We start from the raw sequence: 21,567 nt of genomic DNA on the forward strand, positions 1-21,567 counted from the left end.
GATGCGGTCATTCCTCTTGTGGCTGCTCAGGCTTGGAGCAGGTGTTGGCAGTGCGGTGCGGCGGGCGTCCATGCCCAGGTTTGCGGTTGTAGTTCAAACCCATGCCTATCAGTGCGCCAGGATGGCCGTGGCGGCGCTGTTGGCACTGAGGTCGTACTTAGCCAGCGCCGTGGCATAGCTGCCGTCGGCCACGGCATCCTTGAGTGCCTGGCTGACCGCATCGCGCAGGGCGGCGGATTGCTTGGGGAACGCGGCGACGATCTGCAGGCTGTTGAGGGGCTTGCCGATGGTCACGTAGGTGCCTTTTTCCAGCGCCATGCTGGTGGGCACGGATTCGCTGCTCTGCACCGCGACGTCGACGCGCCCTTGCTTGAGGTCCAGGCGCGCGGTGGCGGTGCCGTCGGTGGCCTGCACCTGCACAGCGGGCTTGCCGGCCGGCAGGCAGGTGGCATCGCTCCATTTGCGCATCGCCGCATCGAAACCATTGCGGCGGTTGGCACCCACCTTGAGGCCGCAGATGTCCAGCGCGCTGGCGATCGGCGCGTGGCTGGCAAGGGTGTAGGGCTGCATGCCCGAGGTCAGGTAGGGCAGGTAGTCGAGCCGATCGGCCGCTTCGGGGCTGTCGAGCAGGCTGAACGCCATGTCGACGCGCCCGGTGACCAGCGAATTGATAGCCGATTCATAGGACACCTCCTGCCACTCGACCGCCACGCCCAGGCGGTTGCTCAGGTAATTGGCAAGCTCGACGTCGACGCCCACCAGTTCATTGGTGTCGGGCTTCTTCCAGGCCATGGGCGGGAAGCCGGCGAACAAGGCGATCTTGATTTTCTTTGCGGCCAGTATGTTGGCGGGCAGGGCGATCGCGCCCTGGCTCGCGGGCGCGGCATCGGCCGTGCCGCTGCACGACAGGCTGGCGGCAAGCAGGCTGACGGTCAGCAGCGCGGTGGCTGCCAGAGGGAGACTCAGGTGGCGCAAAGTCGGCATGAACATCAGTCACTCCAGTCACGAAAGAGGGAACCACGGGCTGAACCCGCGGCTCACGTACAGCGGTCTGCGCGAAGCGGCCTTTGCACCATGCAAAAGCCTCTCCGCATTACAGAATGTTGAACGGGTACTCGGTGATGATGCGGATTTCGTCGATATTGCCGCCGCGCTCGGCGCTGCGATAGGCGGCCTGACGGACCTTGAACGAGAGGTTCTTGACCGGGCCGCTCTGCACCACGTACCGGGCTTCGATGTCGCGCTCCCAGGCCTTGCCGTCGAGGTCGGTGCCGGTGCCGCTCTTGAAATCGTAGCCTTTGACGTAGCGGGTCATGAAGGTCAGGCCGGGGACGCCATAGGCGGCCATGTTGAGGTCGTAGCGCGCCTGCCAGGATTTCTCGTTTTCGTAGTCGAAGTCCGAATACTGGATGGAGTTGGCGAAATAGAAGTTGGCGTTGCCGTCCGGGCCATAGATGTAGTCGCCGGTCCCCGAGACGCGCTGGTGGGCGAGGGTGAAGGTGTGGGCGCCGATGCTGTAGGCCGCCGCCAGGCTCCAGATGCGGTTGTCCAGGTCACCGCTGCGCTCTGCGCCGATGCTCTTGGTGTCATAGCCGTTGAAATCGAACTTCAGCGCCTGGGAGCTGCTCAGCGGCAGCACGTAGTTGGCGTTGACGTAGTACTTGCGAAAGTAATCGTCGGTCTTGGCGTAGTAGAGGCTGCCCGACAGCGCATCGGTGACTTTGTACTGGCCGCCCACATAGTCGACCGAGGTCATGCGGCCGCTGTCGTAGGAAGACTGGTTGCGGTTGGTCAGCGCGGTGAAGTGGCCGGCGTCCAGGCGCAGGTTCTTGATCTCTTTGCTGGTGGCCGAGAAGCCATCGACGGTCTCGGGCAGCAGGCGGCTGTCGGAGGTGCTCAGCACCGGGATCGAAAGGATCTGCGTGCCGTATTTGAGCACGGTATTGGAGACGCGCATCTTGAACACGCCGCCGGCCTTGGCGTACTGGTCCTTGGCGCCATCACTGTCGGTTTCCAGCAGGTTGGTGCCACCACCGTAGCGGCCGCCGCCGGTGTCGAGCTTGATCGCGTATTGCCCCAGCACATCGACACCGAAGCCGACGGAGCCCTGAGTGAAGCCCGATTCCAGCACGCCGACGAAGCCCTGTGCCCATTCTTCACCGTAGTTTTGCGCAGCGCCCCTGGCATGGTTGTCGCGCTGCATGTACATGTTGCGGGTCTTGATGGTCAGGTGGGTACCTTCGATAAAACCCGTCGCATCCGATTGATCACTGGCCCAGGTCAGCGGGCTGGTGGTAGCGGCCGCGAGGACGGCGGCGAAGCTGATTTTGCTGACACTCATTGGAACGGCTCCTTTACACGATCGTCACCGCAGCGAAAGGCGCGCGGTGCAGTTAGGTGGGCAGTCTTTGGCAGACAGGGGGCGGCTGACCGTTCAAGCGACAGTCATGCCTTTGGGGCTGGAAAGCGGCGTGCAGGCGGGCGGTGGCCACCGCGAACGGTGTCACTGAAAACACTGTGGACGGGCTTCTGACAACGCCTCGAGTCGCTCTTGTAGAGAGGCGTTATCGGCGTTGAATCTATTGTTATAAGCGCCAGTGCGCGGGTGCAAGAAAGCATTTCCAATAGTGAATATTGGTTTGTCGAATAAACAACAGCCGTTGTGGATAATGATTTTCAAGCGAGTTAATTATGGTGAATGCAATGCTTCATGCTGGGGCGTCAATCAGGATCATGCGCCATCGGTGTGCATTATGTATGGGTCGGGTATTTATGCAGTTCGCCAATTTAAAGCAACAGGGGTCGCAGCAAGGTGAAACTATGGCACTATTCGATGAAGGCGCCGCACACCTATTGAACAAGACCGTTGCAGTCGTTTTTGATAGAGCATGATTATCCGTGCCACGCGCTATTTAAATTGCAGTATTTTCAAAGAGCGTTGATATGAGTAAAAGTCTGGGATTGGTACGACCGAACCTGCGTTCTTGTGGTGAGCGCGTGGATTGGAACCTGTTGCGCACCTTTCAGGCCATCGCTCAGGAACTGAGCATCAGCAAGGCAGCGGTGCGTCTGCACCTGTCGCAACCGGCGGTCAGTCAGGCCCTCAAGCGCCTCGAGGAACAACTGGGTATCGCCTTGATCGAGCGCCGCGGGCCGCGCTTTCAGTTGACCACCGCCGGCATCGAGACCCTGCGCATCGCCAATGACGTGCAGGGGCAGTTTGCCCAGTTGGATGCAGCCATCGAGGGCGCCTGTGATCAAGTGGTGGGCAGGGTTCGGCTGTTGTCCATCGACGGCATCAGTTGCCCCGCCTACGACCGCAGCCTGGCCAGGCTGGGCCGACGCTTCCCCGGGGTGGCGGTGGAAATCGTGGTGCAATCCAACGATGAAATCCTCAGCGCCCTGGAGCAGAAAACCGCCACCTTCGGCCTGGCCATCAACCCCATCCGTTACCCCTGGCTGGCCCAGGAGTGCCTGACCCGCGAGCATTACCGCTTCTATTGCGGCCCTGAGCATCCACTGTTCGGTCGCGAAGATGTCACTGTCGAGATGCTCAAGGACGAGCCGTTGATCCTGTTCACCAGCGACCTGCTGGGCGGCACCCTCAACGCCTTGGCCGAGTTTCGTCATCGCCACGGCTGGCGGGGCCCGATCAAGGGCTGTTCGGCCAACAGTCAGGAGGTCTTGCGCCTGGTGCTGGCCGGATTCGGCATTGGCTGTCTGCCCCATCCGCTGTACCAGCGCGAGCAGGCCGCTGGCCATTTATGGCCGTTGCCGCCGGAGCAGGTGTGCACCGTGGACGTCAATCTGCTGTGGAACAAGGAGCAGCGCCTGAGCCGCGCCGAAGCGCAGTTCCTGCAAGGGCTGCGTGAGGCCACCGCGGCGCTGGCCGAGGCTACGCCCTGAATTCAGGCGCCGTTGGCGAGGATGGCGACGTTGTTGTCCAGGTGTTGCTGGAGGATTTCGAGGAACAGGTCCAGCAGCGGGTTGCTGCGGCCATTGGGCTTGTGCAGCAGCTTGAACGGTGTGGTAACGCGAAAGCGCCTGGGTTTGAGCGAACGCATCTGCCCCCGATCGACATAGTGCTTGGCCCAGTGCGTGGGCAGATGGCCCAGATAGCGGCCGGTGAGCACCAGCATGGCCACGGCCTCGACCTGGGTAGCGATGGCGCTGATGTTGCGGGGGCCCAGCGGGCGGAATTTGTCCTGATGATTGGCGTAGACGTGCTCGATGTATTCGGCCTGGGCCAGCTTGGCGTCGTCGATCTCGTCGTCGTTGAGGCTGAAGAAGGCGTGATCGCAAGAGCAGTAGAGTTCCGAGTGTTCCTTGTACATCGACAGCACTTCGAACTCGTGTTTATCGGTGTACACCGGCACGATGCCGGCGGCGAACTGGCCCTTGAGGATGCCTTGTTCGATCTCTTCCAGGGGCGCGACGCTTAGTCGCATGCGCGCCTTCGGGGCCCGGGCCTGCCAGTCCTGCAGCACCCGCACCAAAGGCGAGTTGGGGTCGGAGCAGGTGTTGTCGATGACCGCGATATTGAGATCGCCCAGCAGCTCACCACGCACGTTGCCCAGGCGTCCGCGAAACTCGTCCAGCGCCGAAAACAGGTCGAGGCTGGCCTGATATATAACTTTGCCCTGTTCGGTCAAACCGAACTTCTCACGCCCGCGCGTACATAAACGCATGCCCAGGCGAATTTCAAGATCGGATATCTGTTTGCTGATCGCCGCCAGACCAATGTTGAGTTCGGATTGCGCGGCGGTAAATCCACCGGATTCGACCACGGCCTTGAATACTTTGAATAGTTTGAGGTCCATGGCGGTGGCCATGGAAAGTGCAGTATCGGTGGCTCTTTTCGGTACATTTCCGGATTGAGAAAGTTGACTTTCCATTTAATGTATTTACCCCTTTAGGTCGGCTTTCTAGTATCCCTCTCATCCGGTCGAATTCACCGCGACCTGTTTAGTCGATCCTTTTGCAACTCTTCGCAGAGTTGCCGCCAAGTCCCGGTATCAAGGACTTGCGACAAAGGCAAATTGCAAGCTACGTGCCAATGGAGAAATGTACATGTCCGAGCCAACCGATCGCCTCTGGGGCGCCCGTTTCAAATCCGGCCCCAGTGAAGCCATGGCCAACCTGTCACGCTCCCCCAAGGCGTATTTTCGCCTGACGCCGTATGACGTTGCCGGTTCCAAGGCGCACGCCAACGAGCTGCACCGTGCCGGCCTGCTGGACGCGGCTGAAACCGCGCAGATCATCCAGGCGCTGCAAGGCATCGACGCCGACTTCGCCGCCGGGCGCATCGAACCGATCGCCGCCGATGAAGACGTCCACACCTTTATCGAACGCCTGCTCACCGAGCGTCTGGGCCCCTTGGGCGGCAAGCTGCGGGCCGGGCGTTCGCGCAACGATCAGTCGGCCAACGACATGCGCCTGTTCCTGCGGGACCAGGCGCGGGTGCTGGTGCTGGCGCTGCTGGAGCTGCAAAAGGCGCTGGTGACCCAAGCCGAGCAGCACGTGCACAGCATCGCGCCGGGCTTCACCCACTTGCAGCAGGCCCAGCCCATCGTCTTCGCTCACCATCTGATGGCCCATGCCCAGGCCATGCATCGTGATATCCAGCGCCTGCAGGACTGGGATCGTCGCTTCAGCCTGTCGCCCCTGGGCGCAGCGGCCATGGCCGGCTCGGCCATTACCGGCGACCTGCATGCCTCGGCAGCCGAGATGGGCTACAGCGGTCCCTGCGAGAACTCCATCGACGCCGTGGCCAGCCGTGACCACGTGGCCGAATTCCTCTTTGCGGTGAGCATGCTCGGCGTCAACGTCTCGCGCCTGGCCGAAGAGTTCTGCCTGTGGACCTCGCGCCAGTTCAACTGGGTGTCCCTGGACGACGGCTACGCCACCGGCAGCTCGATCATGCCGCAGAAGAAGAACCCCGATATCGCCGAGCTGGCGCGGGGCAAGTCGGGCCGCCTGATCGGCACTTTGACCGGGATCCTGTCGGTGCTCAAGGCGCAGCCGCTGTCCTATAACCGCGACCTCAGCGAAGACAAGCACGCCGTGCTCGACAGCCTCGACACCATTCACCTGGTGCTGCCGGCCTTCGCCGGGATGGTCGCGACCATGACCGTGCGCACCGACGAACTGCTGCGCCAGGCACCCCTGGGCTTCACCCTGGCCACCGAAGTGGCGGACTGGCTGTCGCTGCGCGGCGTGCCGTTCAAGGAAGCCCACGAGGTGACCGGCAAGCTGGTCCAGGCCTGCGAAGAGGCCGGCATCGGCCTTGAAGACGCCAGCCCGGCCATGCTGCTGGACGTCGATGCGCGTTTGACCGCAGACGTGCGCCAGGCCTTGACCCTGGAGGCCGCGCTGGCCGCGCGCAGTGGCTGGAACGGCACTGCGCCGGCCCAGGTAGGCGCACAGATCGAACGCTTCAAGCAGCAGCTCGGTGCCCAGCACCAGTGGGCGCTCGATTACTCCGGCCCGCGCGGCTGACCGACTGGGGGACTACCCATGCCACAGACTCAGGTTCCGGGCGCCGCAGCGCTCACTGCGCCGGATGCGCACTACGATCTGTCGACCTACAAGGTGGTACGACGCCGCTACTACGGCCGCTATGCCTCGGCGACCATCATCGTGCTGTTGCTGCTCGGCCTGGCCCAGGCGTTCGCCAAGGGCAATATCGAGTGGTCTTACGTCGAGCAGTTCCTGACCGCGCGCTCGATCATGTTCGGCTTGCTCAACACCATCGTCATGGCGGTGCTGGCCATGGCCCTGGGTGTGGTCCTCGGGGTGGTGGTGGCGATCATGCGCATGTCGCACAACCCCGTGCTGCGCTACGTGGCCAGTGGTTACGTGTGGCTGTTCCGCGGCACGCCGCTGATCCTGCAGTTGCTGCTGTGGTTCAACCTGGCGTTGATCTTCCCGACCTTGAGCTTCCCCGGGCTGTTCGAGTTCAAGACCGTCGAGGTAATCACGCCGTTCGTGGCCGCCTTGCTCGGCCTGGGCATCAACCAGGGTGCCTATACCTCGGAAGTGGTGCGTGCCGGGTTGCTGTCGGTGGACAGCGGCCAGTACGAGGCGGCCAAGTCGATCGGCATGCCGCGTCTGCAAGCGCTGCGGCGGATCATCCTGCCCCAGGCCATGCGCATCATCATTCCGCCGGTCAGCAACGAATTCATCGGCATGGTCAAGATGACCAGCCTGGCCAGCGTCATTCAGTACTCCGAACTGCTCTACAACGCGCAGAACATCTACTACGCCAACGCCCGGGTGATGGAGCTGCTGATCGTCGCCGGTATCTGGTACCTGGCGGTGGTCACGGTACTGACCTTCGGCCAGAGCCGCCTGGAACGTCGTTTCGGCCGCGGCGCCGGCAAGCGCGGCTAAGGGGACACGAACATGCGAAATATCGTCAAGGCGGTCAACGTCAACAAGTTCTTCGGCGCTTTCCAGGCCCTCAAGGACGTCAATCTCGACATCCCCCACGGCGAGGTGGTGTGCATCATCGGCCCGTCGGGCTCGGGCAAGAGCACCTTGCTGCGCTGCATCAACCAGCTGGAAAAGGTCGACCAGGGCGGCCTGTGGGTCAATGACGAGCTGCTCGGCTATCGCTCGGTGGAGCGCAAGCTGATCGAGCTCAGCGACAACCAGATCGCCCGGCAGCGCCTGGCCACCGGCATGGTGTTCCAGCGCTTCAACCTGTTCGCGCACATGACGGTGCTGGAAAACATCATCGAAGGCCCGACCCAGGTGCTGCGCCGACCGCAACAGGAGTGCCGCGAGCAGGCCATGGATCTGCTCGAACGGGTAGGGCTGACGGCCAAGGCCAACAGCTATCCGATCGAACTCTCCGGCGGCCAGCAGCAACGGGTGGCGATCGCCCGAGCCCTGGCCATGCGCCCCAAACTGATGCTGTTCGATGAGCCCACGTCGGCCCTCGACCCGGAGCTGGTGGGCGAGGTGCTGTCGGTGATGCGCGACCTGGCGGCCAGCGGCATGACCATGGTGGTGGTCACCCACGAACTGGGGTTCGCCCGGGAAGTGGCCAGCCGCGTAGTGTTCATGGACGCCGGGCAGATCATCGAGACCGGCTCGCCGGAAGAGGTGCTGATGAGCCCGCGCAACCCGCGCACCCAGGAATTCATCGCTGCGGTACTCAACTGAATCCAACCCCTTCGTTTTCTGACTCTGGAAGCTGTTATGAAAAAGATGCTCGTAGTGACCGCAGCACTGTCTCTTCTCACCACTGTCGGCGCATGGGCCGCAGAGTCCGCCAGTCTGCCGGCCGCCATCAAGGTCAAGGGCTTCATCGCCGCCGGGATCATGCCCAACTATCCGCCGATGGACTTCAAGGACCCGGGCACCAACCAGTTGACCGGCGTCGACTATGACCTTGGCATGGAGATCGGCAAGCGCCTGGGCGTCGCGGTGAAATGGCAGGAGACGGCTTTCGAACAGATGGTCAGCGGCCTGGTGACCCAGCGCCTGGACATCGTGCTGTCGGGGATGACCGATACCCCTGAACGGCAGAAGACCGTGGACTTCGTCGACTACTTCAAGACTGGTCCGCAGTTCTACATCCTTGACAGCAGCAAGGACGTGAAAGTCGCCACCGACCTGTGCGGCAAGAAGGTCGGCACCAGCCGCCGTACTAACTTCCCGGCGGAAATCGCCAAGTGGAGCGCCGCCAACTGCGAGGCCAAGGGCAAGCCGGCGATCGTGGTGGTGGGCACCGAAGGTTCTGCGGACGCCCGCGCGCAATTGCGCCAGGCGCGTCTGGACGGGGCGGTGCAGGGCAGCGAAACCCTGCCGTATATCCAGACCCAGGAGCCGGGCGCCTATCGGGTGATCGGCGAACCGCTGACCTTCCAGCTCACCGGTCTGGGCGTGGCCAAGAGCAACCCGGGCTTGAGCGCAGCCATCGTCGCCACGCTTGACGCGATGATCGCTGATGGCAGCTACGCCAGCATTCTCAAGAAGTGGAACCTGGAAAAGGGCGCGGTCGACAAGGCGCAGTTGAATCAGGGCAAATAATCTTGCGCTTCATACCTGTGGTGAGGGGGCTTGCTCCCGATAGGCCGGACCTGCTTTGTGCGGTGTGCCAGTACCGGCCCCTCGGGGGCAAGCCCCCCTCACCACAGGGTGGACCGGGGCAGCGCCGAACTCCTGTGGGAGCCCCTGCCAGGCTCAGTCCTGTGGTGAGGGGGCTTGCTCCCGATAGGCCGGACCTGCTTTGTGCGGTGTGCCAGTACCGGCCCGTCGGGGGCAAGCCCCCTCACTACAGGGTGGACCGGGGTAGCACCGAACAGCTGTAGAGGCCGCTTCACCACAAGGTGGACCGGGCCAGCGCCGAACTCCTGTGGGAGCGAGGCTTGCCCGCGAAGAGGCCATCGCGGGCAGCGCAAATCCAGGCCAAATGACACGGAGCCTTCCTGATGTACAGTCCAAACGATCTGCGCTGGCCCGGCAACGCCCGGGCCTGCGTCGCCATGGCGTTCGACCTCGACGGCCCGACCGGCGCGGCGATGCTCGACGGTTCCATCTGGGACAAACCCGAGTACTTCACCTTCGGCGGCTATGGCCCTTACCGCGCCCTGGCGCGATTGCTCGACATGCTCGATGCGCACCGCTCGCCCACCACATTCTTCGTCCCGGCCTGGGTCGTGGAGAACTGGCCGAAGCAGTGCCAGGCCATCCTCGAACGCGGCCATGAAGTCGCCTACCACGGTTACCGCCACGAATCCTTCTTCGCCCTCGACCTGGCCCAGCAACGTTCGGTCATGGACAAGAGCGCCGCGGTTTTCAAACGTTATCTGGGGATCACCGCCACGGGTTTCCGCACGCCCTCCGGGGACTGGCACAGCGAGACCCCGGCGCTGCTGATGGACTGCGGCGTGAAGTACTCCAGCAGCATGCGCGGCGACGATCGCCCGTATTTTATCGACACCCTCGACGGCACTCGGCGCCTGGTGGAGATCCCCGGCCGCTGGGAACTGGACGACTACGCCTCCCTGGCCTATACCCGCGCGCCCCATTACCCGGCCGGGCTCGACCGCATCGCCAGCTACGAGCAGACCCTCGACAACTGGTGCCGCGAGTTCGACGGCACCTACCGCGAAGGCCTGTGCATGACCACGCTGTTCCACCCGAAGATCTCCGGCAAGCCCGGGCGCATCGGCGTGCTGGAGCAATTTCTGCAGCACATGCACAGCCACAGCGATGTGTGGTTCGCCACCTGCAACGACGTCGCGCAATTCTGGGCACGGGAGCACGGCAATGACTAGAACCTGGCCCGCACCTTATCGATGCGCCGTGGTGATCACGGTGGACTACAACGATATCCATGGCATTCAGACCCAGGTACCGGCGATTGCCGGACGCGAGAAGAGCCTGTCGGTGTGGCGCTACGGCACCACCCGTGGTGCCCAACGACTGCTCGAGATCTTCGCCGAGCATGGCCTGCGCAGCAGCTGGTGCGTGCCCGGCATCGTCGCCGAGCAAAACCCTGAAGTGATCCAGGCGGTGCACGCGGGTGGCCATGAACTGGCGTGCAGCGGCTATCTGCACGAGGATTTCAGTGGCCTGACCCGGGTGCAGCAACAGGCCTCGGTATTGCGCGGTTGTGATGCACTCGAGCGCCTTACCGGCCAGCGCCCGCGCGGCTTTCGGGCGCCGGCGGGCAGCTATGCCCCGGGCCTTGCCGATGATCTGCGCAGTGCTGGCATGCGTTGGTCGTCGTCCTGGGCGGGGGATGATCTGCCTTACGTGCATCCAGCGGGCGAGGTGGCCGCACCCTTGGTGGAGTTGCCGCTGCATGTCGAACTGGAAGACGAGCCGTATTTCGCCTTCAACCTGGCGCCCGCCGTGCCGGCCAGTCAGGCACGTATCGCCAGCTACGCCGAGGTGCTGCTCAACTGGCAACGCGATTTCGCCGGTTTCCAGCGCTTCGGGTTGTGCTACGTGATGCGTCTGCATCCGGAAATTCTCGGCACCGTGGGCCGCAGCGGTTTGCTGGACGAGTGGTTGGGCTGGCTCAAGGCGCAGCCGGGGGTGTGGTTCGCGACTGCCGAACAGGTGGCGCAGTGGTGGGCCGTGGAGCATCCGCAGTTGCCCGACGATCATCCGGCCGCGGTGTTCGCGCGCCATCAGGCTCAGGAGCGGCGCCCATGAATGCCTTGGACGAATTGGCCGGGTTTGTTTGCGCTACGCCCTTCGCGGCAATCCCCGAAGCCGTAGTGGCCAAGGCTCGGCGGCATTTTCTCGACACCCTCGGCGCCGCACTGGCGGGCGCCAATATGCAGCTGACGCAGCGCTGCCTGGCTGCCCTGGCGTGCAGCGAACCGGCGGGCGAGGTACCCGTGTGGGGCGGCGCGCAGCGGCTCTCGGCGCGCAGTGCGGCGCTGGTCAACGGCGTCGCCGCCCACGCCTTGGAGCTGGACGATTCCGGCGGCTGCGATCACTCAGGCGCAGTGGTGGTGCCAGCGCTGCTGGCAGCCATCCCGCTGTGCCCGACACCACCCGATGGCGAGGCCGTGCTGACTGCCATGGTGCTCGGCTATGACGTCGCCCGACGAGTGTTGGAAGCCTGTGGCGGGTACTCGCCGCACAACCGCGCAGGTTGGCATTCGACCGGAACCTGCGGGGTGTTCGGCGCGGCCGCGGCGTGCGCACGTTTGCTGCAGCTGGATGCTCGCCAGACCGCCCATGCCTTGGGGCTGGCGGCGAGCATGAGCGGCGGGCTGTGGTCGTTCATCCATGACGGCGCCGACAGCAAGAAGCTCCACGCCGGACGCCCGGCCGAAGCCGGTTTGCTCGCGGCATTGCTGGCCCGCCAAGGTATCACCGGGCCCGGGCAGGTGTTCGAAGACAGTTGGGGCGGCTTTTTGCGCACCTATGCGGGCGCGGCGGCCGAGCCCCAGGCGCTGACCGCCGAACTGGGCAGCGTGTGGAAGCTGGCGCGCTGTTCGATCAAACCCTACGCCGCCTGCCGCGGTACCCACGCGGCGATCGATGCGGTGGGAGAACTGATGGCCGAACTGGGCATCGACGGCGCGCAGGTCGAGCGCATCGATGTGCGCGCCAGTGCCTTTCTGGTGGACATGTGCGCGGGCGTCGACACCCACACCCTGGCCGCCGCGCAAATGAGCCTGCCGTATGCCTTGGCGGTACGCTGCCTGCGTGGCAGTGCCGGGCTGGACAGTTATGCCGAAGAAGTGAGGACCGCGCCACAGGTGCAGGGCTTGATGGCGGCTATCAGCATGGACATCGAACCGAGCCTGGCGCCGCTGGACGAGCCGTTTGTCCAGGTCACCACCATTGCAGGCCACAGCGCCACGCGTCAGGTCAAGCTGGCGTTGGGTGGGCCGCTCAACCCATTGAGCGACGAGGCACTGATCGGCAAGTTTCGCTCGCTGGCGATCCTGGCCTTGCCGCCCCATCAGGTCGAGGCGTTGATCGAGCTGTGCATGGCGCTGGGGGCCGATACCGATGTCCCTCGCTTGCTGCACTTGCTGCAACCCGAAGCGCTTTGACCGATACCCGTAGCGAGGGGGCTTGCCCCCGACATTTCTCGACCTCAAGGAGTGCACCATGATCCCACGCCTGACCTGCCTGCTCGCTACCACCCTGATCGCCCTCGGCGCCAACACCGCCAGCGCCGCGCCGACCCTGACCGTGGGCATCGAAGCCACCTATCCGCCGATGTCCTACCGCAACCCCACTACCAACGAAAGCACCGGCTTCAACATCGATCTGTTCAAAGTGCTGGCCAAGCAGATGAACGTCGAGCTGAAGTTTCAGGAGATGAGCTTCGAACAACTCACCAGCGGCCTGGCCACCGGGCGCATCGATGTCATCGGCACGGCCATTACCGATCTGCCGACCCGGCGCGGCAACATGACCTTCGTCGATTACCTGCAGACCGGCGCGCAGATGTTCACCACGGTCAGCAACGGCGCCGCCGGCATGACCGCCGATGCCTTCTGCGGCAAGGCCATCGGCAGCCCGCGCACCACCAATTACTTCATCGAGCTCAATGCCTGGAGCGACAAGACCTGCGTCGCCTCCGGCAAGCCCGCCGCGCAGATACAGGGGGCAGCAGGGGCGGCGGCGGTGCGTCTGGACCTCAAGCAAGGCCGCCTGAACGCCGCGGTACTAGGGCCTGAGTACGTCAAATACCTGATGAGCGAAGAACCCGACACCTACTTGCTGGTCGGTGAACCGCTGTCGGTGCATTACTTCGGCTTTGCCGTGGCCAAGGGCAAGGATGTGCTGCGCGAGCAACTGGTGAAGGGCCTGCAGGCGTCCCTGGACGATGGCAGCTACCGGCGCGTGCTGGAGCAATGGCACCTGCAGAGTCAGGGCATCAAGCAGGTGACGGTCGATGGTGGGCAATGATCCTTGCCCTGGCGGGGCGCACAGGGCATAGCGAGCAGGTCGTGATCGCTTGATGGGTCAGGGCTTGTTACGCACGGCCAGTAGCTGCGAGCGGCCAATCGTGGTGCGGCTTTTTTCCGCTGGCGTAGCTTCGGAAAAACCAGCCGCTGCAATCGCTGCATCAAGCCCGCGCAGTTGCTTGTCGCCTTTACTGCTGCGCAGCGACATCATGCCGTCGTTCCAGGCGTGCAGCATCTGTTTGGCAACTTGGCGCCACTGGGGCTGGTTGTTGGCGGCTTGGATCATCTGCGCGCCCACCTCCACGGCAGACTCACAGAGCGTTTCCACCATCTGCGCGTATTCCCTCGGGGCAATACCCAATCGGGTATTGAAGAAGCGTTCGAGCGATTTACCGGGTGCCCAGGTTTGCCGGCCTTCAATGGATAGTGCAGGGGGATTGGCCGCGAAGCGCGGGTAAGCTTGGGTCGTCACTAGGTCATACGCCGGGGTGAAGGCAACATCGTGCAATGAGGTATAGAACAACGCAATATTCTTGGCGTGGCAGTCAGCGTTGCGCACCACGTAGTTGGTCAGCAATTGCCAGCCCAGGTGGCGCAACTGGGCGCGAGAGTATCCGGGCTGAAGATAGGCTCGGGTAGCGTTCAGAACCTTCTCGGTGGTGGTGGCATATTTCTCATGAGGAGGGAGGCCCAGCAGTCCGCAGGCATCCTCTAGTCCATAGTGGGGCAGTCCGTGAGCGTCGACATCGAATCGGTCGACCACCAGTACACGGCCGTCGTCCGACATGCGCGTGCGCGCCACGGGCACCACCTGCAGGCGCTCCAGCACCTGCATGGTGTAGAACTCGTTGAAGCCCAGGAAGGGCGTGGTGTCATCCGAGCCTTTGATGATGTGCCGACTGGTGCGTAATGTCGGCTTGCCAATCGGCAAGTCCCCAGCCTTGTTGGCTTCAGGCGCGATGAACTTTGGCACAGCCCCGGAGATGGCAGCGCGGGCGTAGTGTCGGACTAGTTGGGCAAAATATTCGTTGGTGTTTTCTTCGCCCAGCAGGGATTCGATCTGCAGCGGTTGCAAATCCGTTCCGGGCGCGACGCCCTCAGGCGTCACCGTTACCCGTCCGATACCCATGCCGCCCACCACGGCGAGAAGGGATAGATCGGTGCCATCGAGTACGGGGCCAAAGGTCTCCCTTATCACGCTCAGGAGATAACCTTCCGGAAGATTCTGGCGAAAGAACGGGTGCAGGTCCCTTGGCCAGCGCCAGGCTTGTTCCCGCACGGGCATTGCCAGGCTGATGAAGTCTGAAGAGGCGGCTTGCGCGGTGTATTGGAGGACATATTCGTCACGTTCACGGAACAGTTGGGCGACATTGCGGCCCTGTACCTGTACGTCCAGTTTCATGCGCGATCACCGCGCTGTTCGGCAAGGATGTCATCCAGCGTACGGACGTGTCCGAACTTCACGGCCTTGAGGTCATAACCGGCGGCTTCGAGCAGTCTGACCAAGGCCGAGACGCTCATGTCGCCTCTGGCCAGCGTTTCCATGCGCGCGACGGTGCTACGGGCCACTCCGGCGCGCTCAGCCAATTCTGCCTGCGAAAGACGGGCGTCCCGGCGGGCTCTTTTGATGAGGTCCGCGACATCGGCAAGGGTGGTCATTTTGTAGCCCTCGGGCATCATGAAGCTGCGATTATTCCTTAACAGTAGCCTCAGGGCTACATGATGTCAAAAGCACCAAATGTCCAGTTACTTCGAATGTCGACTATCAGGGGGAATTTTCGCCAAGGGTGGCGGGAACAGGGCGATTGCAAGGGCATAGTCGAGCAGAAAGGATGCTAAAGATTCACCTCGCCCTGCCGTTAAATCAGTACCGGCGACAGCTGAATCACTAAACCGTTTCAGCTCGTTTATCGCCTAGTGGCAATTAGACGCACCCCAGCATTGCAAAGCGTTGCCCAAGCCGCTAATGTGCGCCCAAATTTTACAATTGCTTCAGTTTGTTCATGTTGTGCGCCTCGAAGCAGGGCCGAATATTCATTGTTTCTCAAGTAGCTGAAGACAACGTACAAGAAGTCAGCGCAGGGGGCATGAGAGTGAGGGCGATGCCGTTTATCGACCTTGTATGTCCACCCCGCCTGTTCGGCGATTGCCCGCGTTGCCGGCAACCCGTGAGCCAGGAAACCGCGCAGTCGCAGCGGGCGGGCGGATGACGTTCTATCCTGGAAATCACTGTATGTTGAAGAAAGCGAACAAGGCTGTGCTGGGCGTTGCCCTGTCGATGGGCCTGATGCAGGTGCACGCGGCAGAGGCCAAGAAAGTCGACGTGTTGTTGATCGGCGGCGGCATCATGAGCGCCACTCTGGGCACCTGGCTCAACGAGCTGGAACCGAGCTGGTCGATGGAAATGGTCGAGCGTCTCGATGCGGTCGCCGAAGAGAGCTCCAACGGCTGGAACAACGCCGGTACCGGTCACTCCGCCCTGGCCGAGTCGAACTACACCCCGTACGGCAAAGACGGCAAGATCGAAATCGCCAAGGCGATCGAGATCAACGAGGCCTTCCAGGTCACCCGTCAGTTCCTGTCCTGGCAGGTCAAGTCCGGCGTCTTGAAAAACCCGCATTCCTTCATCAATACCACCCCCCACATGAGCTTCATGTGGGGCGACGACAACGTCAAGTTCCTCAAGGCTCGCTACGAAGCGCTGCAACGCAGCCCGCTGTTCGCCGGCATGCAGTACAGCGAAGACCAGGAGCAGATCAAGAAGTGGGTCCCGCTGATGATGGAAGGGCGCGATCCCAACCAGAAGATCGCGGCTACCTGGACGCCGATCGGCACCGACGCCAACTGGGGTGAAGTCACGCGCCAGTACGTTGCCAACCTGCAGACCAAGCCGAACTTCAGCCTGAAGCTGTCGAGTGAAGTCGAAGAGATCACTCGCAACCCGGACGGCGGCTGGCACGTCGAATACAAGAACCTCAAAGACGGCACCACCCACGGCACCGACGCGAAATTCGTGTTCGTCGGCGCCGGCGGCGGTGCGTTGAAACTGCTGCAGAAAGCCGACATCCCCGAGGCCCGCGATTACGGTGGCTTCCCGGTCGGTGGCTCGTTCCTGGTGACCGAGAATCAGGACATCGCCATGCAGCACATGGCCAAGGCCTACGGCATCGCCTCGACCGGCGCGCCGCCCATGTCGGTACCGCACCTGGATACCCGCGTGCTGGACGGCAAGCGCATGATCCTGTTCGGACCTTTCGCGACCTTCTCCACCAAGTTCCTCAAGCAAGGTTCGTATCTTGACCTGCTGTCGACCACCACGACCCACAACGTGTGGCCGATGACCAAGGTAGGCGTGGAGCAGTACCCGCTGATCGAGTACCTCGCTGGCCAGTTGATGATGTCGGACGACGACCGCTTCAATGCGCTCAAAGAGTACTTCCCCCATGCGAAGAAAGAAGACTGGCGCCTGTGGCAAGCCGGTCAGCGCGTGCAGATCATCAAGCGTGACGCCGAGAAAGGCGGTGTGTTGAAGCTGGGTACCGAGGTCGTGTACTCCCAGGATCGCACTATCGCTGGCCTGCTGGGTGCCTCGCCAGGCGCTTCGACCGCGCCGCCGATCATGATCGACGTGCTGGAAAAAGCCTTCAAGGACAAGGTCGCGACGCCGGCCTGGCAAGAGAAGATGCACCAGATCGTGCCGAGCTACGGCACCAAGCTGAATGACTCGCCAGCGCGCGTTCAGCAAGAGTGGGACTACACCGCTGAAGTCCTGCAGCTGACCAAGCCTCCGGTGATCGACGCGGCGGCCTACCCGGCTGCCGGCGCTGCTCCGGCCAAGCCGGCAGCACCGCAGGAAAGCAAGCCGGCTCAGGACATGGCGCTGTAATAGCGGCCTGCCCTGAAGCTGAAAAGAAACCCGCCTGGCAGTGATGCCAGGCGGGTTTTTTGTTTGTCCTGTAGCGAGGGGGCTTGCCCCCGATTCGCGGTGGATCGGTGTCGGTGATGTCGCTGACACGAATTGTCGGGGGCGAGCCCCCTCGCTACAGGAGGAGGTCGCCGCCGCCGGTGGCGGTCTTCACCAGTCCGGCAATCACTCGCTCGCCGGTTTCATGCGCCAACTCCTCGTACCAGGCTTGAGTCTCGCTCGGTTCGCCGCCATGGGTGACCTGCGAGCGTGCGCGGGCGCGCAGCATGATCTGCGCAGTGCGCTCGGCGCGGGCTGTGTCGTAGCGGGCGAGGGCGCTGTCGACCTTGTCGGCGTCCAGCTCCAGGCAACGTGCCAGCACCCAGGCGTCTTCCATGGCCTGGCAGCCGCCTTGGCCGAGGTCCGGCGCCATCGGGTGGGCGGCGTCACCGAGCAGCACCACGCGACCCTTGACGAAGCTGGGGACCGGGACCATGTCGTGGATTTCGACACGGCTGACGATGGCGGTGTCCAGGCGCTCGATGAGCTTTTGCACCGGCGCCGCCCAACCGCTGAAATGACTGCGCAGCTCGTCACGATAGTGATCGCGAACGTTGGCGGTGCCGGCCGGCAGAGGCACATCGAAGAAGAAATAGAACTGACCGTTGCCCATGGGCATCAGCGACACGCGTTTGTGGTCGCCGACGAATTGCGTCCACTCGGTAGCGGGGGCCAGGTCATCAGTGGCGTCGACGCGGCCGTTCCAGTTGACGTAGCCACAGTAGTCACGCAGCACCTCGCGGCCCACCACATAGTTGCGCAACCTCGAGTGGGTACCGTCGGCAGCCACCACCAGGTCGGCCCGGACCTGCTGGCCGTCGGAGAATTTCACCAGTACGCCATCGCCATCGGGCTCGACGCCCTCGCAACTGACCCCCAGGGTAACGTTGTCGCGACCACAGCCATCCAGAAGGATTTTCTGCAAGGCGGTGCGGGCGATGGGGCAGGCCTGCTGCTCCACGGTGTCGTACAGCGGCTGCAGGCTGAAGCGGGTGAGCAGCGCGCCGTCCTGAGTGCTGTAGCTCATGCTCTGCATGTCGCCACTGGCCGCCTTGATCGCGGCGCCGAGGCCGAGTTTTTCAAGGACGTTGACGCCATTGGGCCATACCGAAATGGCCGCCCCGGCAGGGGTCAGGTCGGGCACGCGGTCGAACAGGCGTACGCGATGGCCACGTTGCTGCAGGGCGATGCCCGCCGACAGCCCGCCGATGCCGGCACCAATGATGACGATGTCCAGCGGCTGTGAGGTCGAAGCAGAAAGAGACATGGCGATGCACCGTAATAAATGGAACACAGTGATGAGGTTGGCAGACGGCCCGGGAAGGCCGGCAGTATAAAACCTGATCGTTCGGTCAGCTATTGCAGTTTGCCTGCCAATCTTGCCGCGAGCGTTGCAGACCTGGCGAATTCGCCTCGCGACGCGCCCAAGCCCTTGCTCACAGGCGGTTGCGGGCCTGTAAGCGGGGTGGGGCAACTGTACTGCATGCGCCTGGCGCGAGGAATATCGGGCCGCTCAATGCAACATCCTGGCGCACGTGGACGACCCTTGCGCCAATCTGGGGCTGGCGCTGCTCTGTGCGGGATTCGTCGGCAACCGGCGATTCACGCTGGCGGCTCAGGTGGTAATCTGCGCGTCCCGTTTGCCAAGGAGCTGTAGGCCCATGACCGCGATTGACGAATTCGACCTGAAGATCCTGACCCTGCTGCAGGGCAATGGGCGTTTGAGCAATCAGGATCTGAGCGAGCTGGTGGGCCTTTCGGCCTCGCAGTGTTCGCGGCGGCGGGTCAGCCTCGAACAGGCCGGCTTGATCCTCGGCTATCACGCGCGGCTGGCGCCCCAGGCCATGAACACCGAGATGGTGGCGATGATCGAAGTCAGCCTGAACAGCCACAGCCCGCAGACTTCAGCGGCATTCGAAGCCTTCGTGGTACAGGACCCGGCGATCATCGATGCCTACAAGACCACCGGAGACGCCGACTACGCCTTGAAGGTCGCGGTGGCGGGGCTGGTGGAGCTCAACGCCTTGATGGGGAGGTTGTCGGGCAGCGCCACCATCGGCCATTTGAAGACTGCGGTGGTGCTGCAACGTCTGAAGGAGGCGGGGCTGGTAGCGCAGTAGAAAATACACGGGAGGGAGAGGTGTCTTGATCGGGAAATGCGCTTTATCTGATTTGTATGCGTGATTCGTGCGTGGTCGTTTATTTAGATACACGAAGTAAGCATTGTTTGCTATTTTGCGCTCGACCTAACCGTTCTGCGGTCTTCATCCCTGGTGTCCACCCGTCACGTCGAGCGCCCCATGACCACTGCAACCCTCACTCCCTATCCCCACAGCCGTGGCGAAGATGCCATGGCCTTGCTGGTCGGTACGCTGCTGATTGCGTTCGGCCTGATGCTGGCGCGCGAGGGCGGGGTCATGACCGGTGGCACCGCCGGCATCGCCCTCTACTTGCACTACGCGTTCGGCTATGCGTTCGGCGTGACCTTCTTCACCCTCAATCTGCCGTTCTATTACCTGGCGTTCCGGCGCATGGGCTGGGTCTTCACCCTCAAGACCTTCGTCGCCATCGGCCTGGTGTCGCTGTTCTCCGATCAGGTCCAGCACTTCATTACCCTGCAACAGATTCAACCGCTGTTCGCCGCCGTCATCGGCAATATCATTCTGGGGGTTGGCTTCCTCGTGCTTTTCCGGCACCGTGCCAGCCTCGGTGGGCTGAATATCCTTGCGCTGTTCCTCCAGGCCCGTTTCGGCTGGCGCGCCGGCTGGCTGCAGATGGGCGCCGATGTGCTCATCCTGCTGCTATCGTTGACCATCGTGTCGTGGCCGATGCTGGCCATCTCGGTGCTCGGCGCCGTGCTGATCAACCTGATCATTGCCCTTAATCACCGTTCGGGCCGGTACCACGCCTGATGTCCGCCTCTTTTTGCTGGAGCTATTTGTATGCTTGACCACGTCAACTCCTACGCTGGCGATCCGATCCTGTCGTTGATGGAGACCTACCAGGCCGATACCCGCGCCAGCAAGGTCAACCTCAGCATTGGCTTGTATTACGACGCCGAGGGCCGCATTCCGACCTTGCCGTCGGTGGCCGAGGCCCATCGCCGCCTGCTCGCCCAGGGTGAGCGCCCGGCGCTGTATCTGCCGATGGAAGGGTTGACGGACTATTGCACGCAGGTGCAACGCCTGCTGTTCGGCGATCAGTCGCCAGCGCTGGGCGAAGGCCGCGTGGCCACGATCCAGACGGTCGGTGGCTCCGGCGCGTTGAAAGTCGGCGCGGATTTTCTGCGGCAGTATTTCCCAGAGTCGCAGGTGTGGGTCAGCGATCCTACCTGGGAGAACCACTATGCGCTGTTCGCCGGTGCCGGCTTCAGCGTCAACAGCTATCCGTACTTCGACCCGAGCACCGGCGGCGTGGCCTTTGCCGCCATGCTCGAGGCGCTGGCAACCTTGCCGGCCCGCAGCGTGGTGCTGTTGCACCCGTGCTGCCACAACCCGACTGGCGCCGACCTGCTGCCGGCGCAGTGGGATGAAGTGATCAAGGTGCTGGCGGCGCGCGAGCTGATCCCGTTCCTCGATACCGCCTATCAGGGTTTCGGCGACGGCATGGCGCAGGACGCCTACGCTATTCGCGCCATGACCGCCGCGGGCTTGACCCTGGTGGTGAGCAACTCGTTCTCCAAGATCTTCTCGCTCTACGGCGAGCGCGTCGGCGGTCTGTCGGTGGTGTGCGCCAACGCCAAGGTCGCGGCCAATGTCCACGGGCAGTTGAAGGCAACCGTGCGACGCAATTACTCCAGCCCGCCCAGCCATGGCGCGCGCCTGGTCAGCATCGTGCTCAACGATGAAGCGCTGCGTACCCAGTGGCTGGCCGAAGTGGAAGAGATGCGCGTACGCATCGGCTCCATGCGCAGCCAGCTGGCTTCGCTGCTGCGTGACGTGTTCCCGGACGGTCGGCATGATTATCTGCTGCGCCAGAAGGGCATGTTCAGCTACACCGGTTTGAGCGCCGAGCAGGTCGCCCATCTGCGCCGCGAATGTGGCATCTACCTGATCGACAGCGGGCGCATGTGCCTGGCGGGGCTCAATGCGGGCAACGTCAAGCTGGTCGCCGAGGCCATCGCGCGAGTTTGCTGATCTACTGCCTGTGTAGCGGGGGGGGTTGCCCCCGAAAAAGAGGCCCGCCAAAAAAAAGGACGCAAAC

At 62.9% G+C, this 21,567-nt stretch carries 19 protein-coding genes; 13 read left to right on the forward strand and 6 right to left on the reverse strand.

Annotated elements, in window-relative coordinates; translation table 11 throughout:
• Positions 1–108: 108 nt before the first annotated feature.
• On the reverse strand, positions 109–990 hold the full coding sequence (locus AC3WJP_RS00530; protein ID WP_493719280.1) for a transporter substrate-binding domain-containing protein: 882 nt from the start codon (positions 988–990) through the stop codon (positions 109–111).
• 103 nt (positions 991–1,093) lie between these two features.
• The gene (locus AC3WJP_RS00535) at positions 1,094–2,341 is read right to left on the reverse strand and encodes an OprD family porin (RefSeq protein ID WP_493719281.1); all 1,248 of its coding nucleotides are present in this window, start codon (positions 2,339–2,341) and stop codon (positions 1,094–1,096) included.
• A gap of 602 nt (positions 2,342–2,943) precedes the next feature.
• Between AC3WJP_RS00535 and AC3WJP_RS00540 the strand changes: the two genes are divergently transcribed.
• The gene (locus AC3WJP_RS00540) at positions 2,944–3,906 is read left to right on the forward strand and encodes a LysR family transcriptional regulator (protein WP_493719282.1); all 963 of its coding nucleotides are present in this window, start codon (positions 2,944–2,946) and stop codon (positions 3,904–3,906) included.
• A 2-nt stretch (positions 3,907–3,908) separates the two neighbouring features.
• Here the strand turns inward: AC3WJP_RS00540 and AC3WJP_RS00545 are convergent, their stop codons facing one another.
• Positions 3,909–4,895 (reverse strand): LysR family transcriptional regulator, encoded by a 987-nt coding sequence (locus tag AC3WJP_RS00545; RefSeq protein WP_493719283.1) that lies wholly within the window; start codon positions 4,893–4,895, stop codon positions 3,909–3,911.
• Between the two features lie 175 nt (positions 4,896–5,070).
• Between AC3WJP_RS00545 and argH the strand changes: the two genes are divergently transcribed.
• The 8 genes from argH to AC3WJP_RS00585 all read left to right on the forward strand — a co-directional run bounded on the left by argH (position 5,071) and on the right by AC3WJP_RS00585 (position 13,401).
• Positions 5,071–6,498 (forward strand): argininosuccinate lyase, encoded by a 1,428-nt coding sequence (gene argH, locus AC3WJP_RS00550; protein WP_493719284.1) that lies wholly within the window; start codon positions 5,071–5,073, stop codon positions 6,496–6,498.
• An 18-nt stretch (positions 6,499–6,516) separates the two neighbouring features.
• The gene (locus AC3WJP_RS00555; protein ID WP_493719285.1) at positions 6,517–7,392 is read left to right on the forward strand and encodes an amino acid ABC transporter permease; all 876 of its coding nucleotides are present in this window, start codon (positions 6,517–6,519) and stop codon (positions 7,390–7,392) included.
• 12 nt (positions 7,393–7,404) lie between these two features.
• On the forward strand, positions 7,405–8,169 hold the full coding sequence (locus AC3WJP_RS00560) for an amino acid ABC transporter ATP-binding protein (protein WP_493719286.1): 765 nt from the start codon (positions 7,405–7,407) through the stop codon (positions 8,167–8,169).
• A gap of 36 nt (positions 8,170–8,205) precedes the next feature.
• Positions 8,206–9,039 carry an ABC transporter substrate-binding protein gene (locus tag AC3WJP_RS00565; RefSeq protein WP_493719287.1) on the forward strand — a complete coding sequence of 278 codons (834 nt, stop codon included), beginning with the start codon at positions 8,206–8,208 and terminating at the stop codon, positions 9,037–9,039.
• A gap of 401 nt (positions 9,040–9,440) precedes the next feature.
• Positions 9,441–10,289, forward strand: coding sequence for a polysaccharide deacetylase family protein (locus AC3WJP_RS00570; protein WP_493719288.1), 849 nt, complete (start codon positions 9,441–9,443; stop codon positions 10,287–10,289).
• The gene (locus AC3WJP_RS00575; RefSeq protein ID WP_493719289.1) at positions 10,282–11,175 is read left to right on the forward strand and encodes a polysaccharide deacetylase family protein; all 894 of its coding nucleotides are present in this window, start codon (positions 10,282–10,284) and stop codon (positions 11,173–11,175) included. Before AC3WJP_RS00570 ends, AC3WJP_RS00575 begins: the two co-directional genes overlap by 8 nt.
• Complete coding sequence (locus tag AC3WJP_RS00580; protein WP_493719290.1) at positions 11,172–12,536, forward strand: MmgE/PrpD family protein; 1,365 nt, start codon at positions 11,172–11,174, stop codon at positions 12,534–12,536. The genes AC3WJP_RS00575 and AC3WJP_RS00580 overlap by 4 nt, the downstream gene beginning before the upstream one ends.
• Positions 12,537–12,594: 58 nt before the next feature.
• Positions 12,595–13,401: a transporter substrate-binding domain-containing protein gene (locus tag AC3WJP_RS00585; RefSeq protein ID WP_493719291.1), complete on the forward strand. Its 807-nt coding sequence runs from the start codon at positions 12,595–12,597 to the stop codon at positions 13,399–13,401.
• 57 nt (positions 13,402–13,458) lie between these two features.
• On the opposite strand, the gene AC3WJP_RS00590 is transcribed toward AC3WJP_RS00585, so the two are convergent.
• Both AC3WJP_RS00590 and AC3WJP_RS00595 read right to left on the reverse strand, forming a co-directional pair.
• Positions 13,459–14,802: a type II toxin-antitoxin system HipA family toxin gene (locus AC3WJP_RS00590; protein WP_493719292.1), complete on the reverse strand. Its 1,344-nt coding sequence runs from the start codon at positions 14,800–14,802 to the stop codon at positions 13,459–13,461.
• Positions 14,799–15,080 (reverse strand): helix-turn-helix domain-containing protein, encoded by a 282-nt coding sequence (locus AC3WJP_RS00595; protein ID WP_493719293.1) that lies wholly within the window; start codon positions 15,078–15,080, stop codon positions 14,799–14,801. The genes AC3WJP_RS00590 and AC3WJP_RS00595 overlap by 4 nt, the downstream gene beginning before the upstream one ends.
• A gap of 553 nt (positions 15,081–15,633) precedes the next feature.
• Here AC3WJP_RS00595 and mqo point away from each other — a divergent pair.
• Positions 15,634–17,286: a malate dehydrogenase (quinone) gene (mqo, locus tag AC3WJP_RS00600; protein WP_493719294.1), complete on the forward strand. Its 1,653-nt coding sequence runs from the start codon at positions 15,634–15,636 to the stop codon at positions 17,284–17,286.
• Positions 17,287–17,440: 154 nt separating this feature from the next.
• On the opposite strand, the gene hpxO is transcribed toward mqo, so the two are convergent.
• On the reverse strand, positions 17,441–18,631 hold the full coding sequence (hpxO, locus tag AC3WJP_RS00605) for an FAD-dependent urate hydroxylase HpxO (RefSeq protein ID WP_493719295.1): 1,191 nt from the start codon (positions 18,629–18,631) through the stop codon (positions 17,441–17,443).
• A gap of 394 nt (positions 18,632–19,025) precedes the next feature.
• Here hpxO and AC3WJP_RS00610 point away from each other — a divergent pair, with 394 nt between their 5' ends.
• From AC3WJP_RS00610 to AC3WJP_RS00620, 3 genes are all read left to right on the forward strand, one after another.
• Positions 19,026–19,484: an Lrp/AsnC family transcriptional regulator gene (locus tag AC3WJP_RS00610; RefSeq protein ID WP_493719296.1), complete on the forward strand. Its 459-nt coding sequence runs from the start codon at positions 19,026–19,028 to the stop codon at positions 19,482–19,484.
• Positions 19,485–19,664: 180 nt separating this feature from the next.
• Positions 19,665–20,276, forward strand: a complete 612-nt coding sequence (locus AC3WJP_RS00615) for a YitT family protein (RefSeq protein WP_493719297.1) — start codon at positions 19,665–19,667, stop codon at positions 20,274–20,276.
• 30 nt (positions 20,277–20,306) lie between these two features.
• A complete protein-coding gene (locus AC3WJP_RS00620) occupies positions 20,307–21,500 on the forward strand; it encodes an amino acid aminotransferase (RefSeq protein WP_493719298.1) in 1,194 nt (397 codons plus the stop codon).
• Positions 21,501–21,567: the final 67 nt, after the last annotated feature.

The sequence above is a fragment of the Pseudomonas sp. GW821-FHT01A09 genome (assembly GCF_058986725.1).